Source organism: Pseudarthrobacter sp. SORGH_AS 212 (assembly GCF_030818145.1).
In the GTDB taxonomy this organism is placed as follows: domain Bacteria; phylum Actinomycetota; class Actinomycetes; order Actinomycetales; family Micrococcaceae; genus Arthrobacter.
Genome location: NZ_JAUTAA010000001.1, coordinates 4,362,840 through 4,369,871 on the forward strand (window position 1 = coordinate 4,362,840; position 7,032 = coordinate 4,369,871).

Annotated in this window: 7 protein-coding genes; 2 read left to right on the forward strand and 5 right to left on the reverse strand. The window is 69.2% G+C overall.

Annotated elements, in window-relative coordinates; genetic code table 11:
* Nucleotides 1–141 precede the first annotated feature (141 nt).
* A complete protein-coding gene (locus QE394_RS20040) occupies nt 142–648 on the reverse strand; it encodes an HAD domain-containing protein (protein ID WP_261619750.1) in 507 nt (168 codons plus the stop codon).
* A gap of 18 nt (nt 649–666) precedes the next feature.
* Nucleotides 667–1,347, reverse strand: coding sequence for a hypothetical protein (locus QE394_RS20045; protein WP_268160722.1), 681 nt, complete (start codon nt 1,345–1,347; stop codon nt 667–669).
* A gap of 148 nt (nt 1,348–1,495) precedes the next feature.
* Between QE394_RS20045 and QE394_RS20050 the strand changes: the two genes are divergently transcribed.
* Together QE394_RS20050 and QE394_RS20055 are read left to right on the forward strand one after the other, a co-directional pair.
* On the forward strand, nt 1,496–3,109 hold the full coding sequence (locus QE394_RS20050; RefSeq protein WP_349035348.1) for a LuxR C-terminal-related transcriptional regulator: 1,614 nt from the start codon (nt 1,496–1,498) through the stop codon (nt 3,107–3,109).
* A gap of 234 nt (nt 3,110–3,343) precedes the next feature.
* Entirely contained in the window at nt 3,344–4,426 is a 1,083-nt protein-coding gene (locus tag QE394_RS20055) for a class I SAM-dependent methyltransferase (protein ID WP_349035349.1), read from the forward strand.
* A gap of 70 nt (nt 4,427–4,496) precedes the next feature.
* Here the strand turns inward: QE394_RS20055 and QE394_RS20060 are convergent, their stop codons facing one another.
* The 3 genes from QE394_RS20060 to QE394_RS20070 form a co-directional block, all read right to left on the reverse strand.
* Complete coding sequence (locus QE394_RS20060; RefSeq protein WP_056078888.1) at nt 4,497–4,931, reverse strand: VOC family protein; 435 nt, start codon at nt 4,929–4,931, stop codon at nt 4,497–4,499.
* Nucleotides 4,932–5,035: 104 nt separating this feature from the next.
* Entirely contained in the window at nt 5,036–5,758 is a 723-nt protein-coding gene (locus QE394_RS20065) for a response regulator (RefSeq protein ID WP_261619748.1), read from the reverse strand.
* The coding region (locus QE394_RS20070) for an ATP-binding protein (protein WP_349035350.1) at nt 5,755–7,032 on the reverse strand (1,278 nt) is incomplete at its 5' end. The genes QE394_RS20070 and QE394_RS20065, both read right to left, overlap by 4 nt.

Consider the following 7,032-nt stretch of genomic DNA (forward strand, 5'->3'; position numbering starts at 1 on the left):
TCTGCAGAGTTGGTGTTCAGCAGTTTCCGTACCCCGGCTGCCCTGCACAGCATAATTCACCGGATGTTCGTGGGGAATGTCCTGTGCTGCTAACCAAACCGGCGTGAAACCCTATCGATCGTACGCGCCCGAAGCAGCAGGTCAAAACAGCGATCCGGCCAGGAAAGACCGGATGGACTCCAGCTCGGCGGGCGAGATTCCGCGCCGGGGATCGGGGGAAACGGCTAGCATCCGGCGGCCCAGCAGCCGCACCCATGACTGCGCTTCGGCCTCGTAGCCGAGCTGGTCGTCGATCCACACGGCGGCGTCCGGACCGGTGGATTCCAGGTGGTCCATGATGGCGTGCAGTTTCCACCACCCCTCGCCCGTCCCCGCTCCGGCTGCGGTGAGATACAGCCAGTCGCTGCCGTCCAGGCCGATTGCCGGGCACAGGTACTGGGGGGCAAGTTCCTCCCAGCTGGTGAGCCAGACGCAGCGGACGCCTTCGGTGCGGGCGATGTTGTTGAGCCCGGTAACCAGCTCAGCGGCGTAGGCCACGGGCAGAAGCCCGGCGTCGGCCCTTCGCCACGCAGTACCCCAGCCGGTGGTTCCGGCCGGCCCAAAAGGGCAGATGACGCCGTCGACGTCGATATACAGCGTGCGCGCCACGGTGCCGGTCCGCGCGGATCAGCCTGGCTGGTCCGACGGCCTGCGTCCGGCATCCAGGCCGGGCGCCGCGAGCCTCTCCAGCGCGGCGATGGTCACGTCCGGCAGGACGATCAGCCCGTCCAGTTCCCGCCGCGCCCGCTTATAGGCGGCCTGGCGCTCCGCCGGGGTGGCGGCCGCGTTCTCCGCAATCATCAGCAGCTTCCTGGCCGTGGCGAGGCGCTCACGCTCGGGTCCGGAAAACTTGCGGTCGCGGATCCGACGGGCTTCCCGCTCTGCCACGTCCAGGGCAACGGCAAAGGCATTGACTGCCGTCCGGTAGGCGTCCAGCTGGGCCGGCGACAGGTCCGCGGCGGAGTGGGGACGCTGGCCATCGGCGTCGCGCTTGGCCCGCAGGAACGCGACGGTCAGGGGTTCACGCACGTCCGTCATGAGTGGAAAGTCGATGAGCTTGCCCACGTCGAGTTCGTAGTCGAGCCACCGGCGGTTGGTGGCGTCATGCGTGGCGGTCAGAGCCTCCAGGTCCGCCACCGAAGCCTTTCCGGCCTCCCGCGCCTGGTTCTTCAAGGTGAGCAGTTCCACCTTGCGCCGGTGCCGCCGCTCGCTGGCCTTGCGCCACGAATTGGCATAGTGGCCAGCGAAAGCGGTCAGAGGAAAGACCAGCCACCATTTATCGGAAAGGAATTCAAAGAGGGGCTCCACTGCACCATCCTCGCAGGCGGCAGGGGCTGCCTCAAGGCTGCTGTTCGACATGGTCATCAGCAGTGCCGTGGGCCCTCGCGGAAAATAGGCCTGCCTGTTCGGGCCACGGCGGCAGCAGTACGCTGGAAACGATGTCCCGGAGGGGCCAATGACGGAACTGGACCAGTTGCTGGCGTCCGGGCGGGAAGCGTTCGCCCGGAGGGACTGGACTGCGGCCGAACGGGACCTCCGCGAAGCGTCCGGGCTGGCGCCCCTGCCTGCCGGCGACCTCGAAGCCCTGGCGGACTCCGCCTGGTGGCTGGGCGATATAGCGGCATCGCTGGCCAACTCCGAGGAACTGTACCGGCGCCTCGCGGAAAGCGGCGACCGTGCCGGTGCTGCCATGACGGCCATCGAACTCAGTCTGCGGTGGGGCACCCGCGGGGACCTGGCCCTCGCGTCCGGATGGCTCAGCCGGGCCCGGCGGACACTCCTCGGGCTCGAGACGCTGCCCGCTTACGGCTACCTCCAATACCTGGAGGCAACCATGACCATGGATTTCGAGGGTGACCCGGGACCTGCCACAGACGCCGCTGCGGCACTCGAGGACCTCTCCCGCACATGCAGTGACCCTGCCCTGGCGTGCTTCTCAAGGGTTCTGGCAGGCCTGGCCCTGGTACGTGCCGGCGATGTTGAAACGGGCTTCCGGCACCTCGATGAAGCGATGCTGCCCGTGCTCGCCGGCGAGGTCCCGGCGGAGTGGAGCGGCGACATCTACTGCACCGTGACGCACCTCTGCCACGCCTTGGGCGACTACGCACGGATGCGGGCGTGGACCGATGCCCTGCAGCGGTGGACAGCCGGGATGTCCGGCACGTTCGTGTATGCCCAGGTGACCCGGGTCCACGAGCTCCAGCTGCTCAGCACCGAGGGCTCCTGGGCCGAAGTGCTCAGGGAGATCGGCCCGCTGAGCGAAGCGCTGGCCGGTGCTCACGGGTGGATGGCGGGCGCCGGCTTCTGCGAACTGGCTGACATCCTGCGGCTCCGCGGGGACTGGGCGGGCGCCGGGTCGGCGTACGCCAGGGCGCGGCGGGCCGGGGTGGATCCGCAGCCGGGCGAGGCACTGCTGCTGCTGGCGTCCGGCCGGCACACCGAAGCCCTCGGACTCCTGGGCCGTTCGATGGGCGAGGGCACCGCCCTGGACAAGGCCCGTCTCCTGCTGCCGGCCACGGAAGCTGCGCTGGCTGCCGGGCAGCGGGCGCTCGCCGAAGCCTATTGCGCCGAGCTGGAACATAGCGCAACCCGCTATGCCTCGCCCGGCTTCCTTGCCTGGGCGGCCCATGCCCGCGCGCGGGTACTCCTGGCTGCGGGTCGGCACGCTGATGCGCTGGAGCCCTTGGAGACCGCCATCAGGATCTACCGCCACCAGCATGCGCGTTACAGCATCGCCGCCGTGCATGAACTCCTGGCCGCCTGCCGGCACGGCCTGGGGCAGCAGGGCGCCGCTGCAGCGGACCGCGCCACAGCCCTGGCGATCTACCGCGGGCTCGGCGCGCAGCCTGATGTCCGCCGTCTGGACGATCCGCTGCCCGGCGGACTTACGGCGCGCGAGACTGAGGTCCTTGCCCTGGTGAGCCGCGGTGCCAGCAACCGGGATGTCGCGGCCGCCCTCGTCCTCAGCGAGAAGACGGTGGGACGGCACCTGGCCAACATCTTCGCCAAGATCGGCGTGGCCTCGCGGACGGCGGCGGCGGATTGGGCGCGGGACAACCACGTGGCCTGAGGGACGACGCCGGCAGGGACACCCGGCGCGGGCCCGCCTGGGTGCGCCCCGCCGTCGCACGTCCCAGGCGCGTGCCCGCCTGCATCATCCGCACCACGCTGGACCCTTGGAAATGCATCATCCGCCCGACGCGGCGGCCTGCTCCTCCGCCTTACGGTGGTGGCATCCGGAGAGCCCGGATAACCCCGGGCCGGAGGAACCGACGCCGGGGACAGGCAAGACAAAGGACAGGCGATGACCACTTACCAGGCGGAAAAGGGAAGCGAACCGGCGGCGGCCCTGGAAGCAGCGGCAGCGGAACGGCTCATGGGCATCCTGAACGACGGGTCTGCCGCCGTGCTCATCAGCATCGGCCACCAGGCGGGGCTGTTCAATGTCCTGGCGGGCCTGCCGCCGGCCACCAGCCTGCAGATCGCCGATGCTGCCGGGCTGAACGAACGCTATGTGCGCGAGTGGCTGGGCGGCCTGGTGACCGCAGGCATCATCGGCTACGAGCCGGCGTCGGAAGCTTACGTCCTGCAGCCGGCCTACGTGCCGTCCATGACCGGGACAGGCGTGGACAACCTTGCCAGGACACTGACCTTCGTAACGCTCATGGGCGAGGTGGCCGGGAAGGTCGCTGCCAGGTTCCGCACCGGCGGCGGACTGCAGTACGGCGAGTACCCCGGTTTCGTCCAGATCCAGGCCGCTGACAGTGCCGCCGTCCACGACTATTCGCTGGTGGACGTGATCCTCCCGCTGTCCGGGAGGGTGGCGGACCTGCGGTCGGGAATCCGGGTGGCCGATGTGGGGTGCGGCACCGGCCATGCGGTCAACCTGATGGCGCAGGCGTTTCCAGCCAGCACATTCGTAGGTTACGACTTCCTGGCGGAAGCCCTGGAGGCAGGCCGGGATGAGGCGCTGCGGCTGGGACTGTCCAACGTCCGCTTTGAGCTTTGTGACGCCGCCGCACTGGACCTTCGGGAGGAACTGGACCTCGTCACCGTGTTCGATGCCGTGCACGACCAGGCCCACCCTGCAGCAGTGCTCCGGAACATCCGGCGGGCCCTCAAACCCGGTGGGACCTTCCTGATGGTGGACATTAAGGCCTCCAGCGCCCTGGAAGACAATGTGGACCTCCCCTGGGCTGCGTTCCTCTACGCCATTTCCACCACGCACTGCATGTCCGTTTCGCTGGCCCAGGACGGCGACGGCCTGGGCACCGTCTGGGGCGTCCAGAGGGCCGAGGCCATGCTGCGGGACGCCGGCTTCCGTGACGTGGAGGTGCTGGACCTCGCGGAGGACCCCTTCAACGCGTACTTCGTGGCGTCGGTGTAGCCCCGGCCAGGAACAGGAAGGGCACCCCAGCAGTGATCGCGGGGTGCCCTTTGCTGACTTGACCGCCGGATCAGGGGGCGTCCGTGGCACGCTCCCCCGCGTTGGCGTTGACCAGCCAAGCGACGCCGAACCGGTCCGTGCACATGCCGAAGACGTCACCCCACGGGGATTTCTCCATCGGGACGGTGACGGCACCCCCGTCGCCGCTGAGCTTGTCGTAGTAGCCGCGAAGCTCCGTTTCGTCCTCGCCGCTGAGCGAAATGGAGATGGCGGAGCCCTCGCTGAATTCCATGTGGTTGGGAGTGTCCGAGCCCATGAGCACCAGGCCGTTGGGCGTGGTCAGCATGCCGTGCATGACCTTCTCGGCTTCCGCCGGGTCCTCGGCCATCTGGTATTCGCCGAACGTGCTGACCCTCAGGTCGCCGCCGAAGACTGACTGGTAGAAGTTCAGGGCCTCCCGGGCGTTGTCCCGGAAGCTGATGTACGGGTTGAGGATGGTCGGCATACTGGATCTCCTTCGCGTGGTGTCGTGCTCATGAACCAGACAACATCCTGCACCATGGGCGCCCGCGGGGGTAGGGGTTGCGGGCGGACGCCGCGGCAGGGTTGTCAGGGCACGAACCGGTACCCGATGCCGGGTTCAGTGAGCAGGTGCCGCGGCTTACCGGCGTCGGCCTCCAGCTTCCGCCGCAGCTGCGCCATGTAAACGCGCAGGTAGTTGGCCTCCTTGACGTAGCCGGGACCCCACACCCGGGCCAGCAGCTGCTGCTGTGTGATGAGCCGGTTGGGGTTCAGGACCAGGATTTCGAGGATCTTCCACTCGGTGGGTGTCAGCCGGACCGCAATGCCGCCGCGGTCCACCCGGCGGGCCGCCAGATCCACGCTGAACGCCGCGGAGGCCACCACTGGCGCCGCTTCCGCGGCAGGGACGCGGCGCTGCAGGGCCCGCAGGCGTGCGAGGAGTTCGTCCAGGCCGAAGGGCTTGGTGATGTAGTCGTCGGCGCCGGCGTCCAGGGCGCCCACCTTGTCCGCCGAGCCATGCCGCGCCGACAGCACCAGGACGGGTAAGGTGCTCCACCGCCGCAGGTCGCGCAGCACATCGACGCCGTCCATGTCCGGCAGTCCCAGGTCCAGGATCAGCAGGTCCGGTGCATGCCGCGAGGCCGCGACAAGCGCCGAGGCCCCGTCGGCGGCGGCGTCCACCGCGTACCCGTGGGCGGCAAGGGTGATCCGCAATGCCTTCAGGAGATGGGGATCGTCGTCCACCACCAGCACCCTGGCGTGGGCCGCCGCAGCTCCGGCCGCCGTCGTATCCTGGTTCGCCAGCGTCATGCCCGCCCACCTCCCGCCGGCCCGGCACCGGGTCCCGTCAATGCAATGCCGGTAGCGGGAGATCCTGTGACGGGCGACCCGGTGGACAGCGGCAGGCGGATGACCATCGTCAGACCGCCGCCCGGTGTTTCTTCAGCGTCCAGGCTTCCGCGCATCGCCTGCACGAAACCCTGCGCCACAGCCAGTCCCAGCCCGATGCCGGTTCCCTGGTCCGCGTCCCCCAGCCGCTGGAACGGCTGGAACATCTCCACCACCTTGCGGGCCGGAACACCCGGGCCGTGGTCGATGATGCGCAGCTCGCCGGCAGGGTGGCCGCCCGTGGCAGCGCCGGCCAGTTGCACCGGAGTACCGGAAACGGTGATGCCCGCCCCGGGGGCGTACTTCAGCGCATTCTCCACGATGTTGGCGACGGCGCGCTCCAGCAGCCCGGGGTCCGCTTCCACAGCCGGCATATTGGCAGGCAGCGCTACCGTCACGGTACCGGCGGGGCACGTCCGGAGGGCGCGGTCCACGGCGTCCCGCCACCGCACGGGCTCCAGCAGCGGTTCAACGGACTGGGCCGTAATCCTGGACATGTCCAGGAGGTTGCCCACCAGCCCGTCCAGCCGGTCCGTGCATTCATCAATGGTTTCCAGCAGTTCCCTCCGTTCCTCCGGACCGTAGCCGACGCCGTCCTGGAGCAGGCCCCCGGCCGCCAGCTTGATGCCCGCCAGCGGTGTCCGAAGATCGTGGGACACTGCCCGGAGGATGGCGGTCCGCATGGCGTTACCCTCGGCAAGGCGGGAAATCTCGAGCCTGCTCGCCGCCAGCTGCCGCCGTTCCAGCAGTGCTTGGACATGAACCCCGAAAGCATCCACCAGCCGGCGCTCCGCACGGGAAATCTCCCGCCCGAACAGGAGCAGCCACGTGCGGCCGCCCAATTCCTCGGCAGTCCGCGCCGCCGAACCCTCCGGGCCCTTTTCCCAGCCCGGGATGTCCCCCGTTCCCGCCACAAGGTCCCAGCCCTGCTGCGGAGGGTCGGCGGCAGCCGTGACCACGGCCGCTCCGGAGACCCCGAAGACACTGAGGGACTCCGCGAGCAGTGCCTGCAGCGAGTCCTCGGAGCGGGAGGCCCCCAGGGCAAGGTCACCCAGGGTTGCTGCTTCGGCCCGGGCCAGGGCCGCTTCCTTGGAGCGGCGCGCCGATCCGTCCACCACGCCGGCCACTGCAACGGACACCCCCACGAAGACGCCCAGCGCCAGGACGTCCTGGGGGTCGTGGATGGCGAGGTCCCC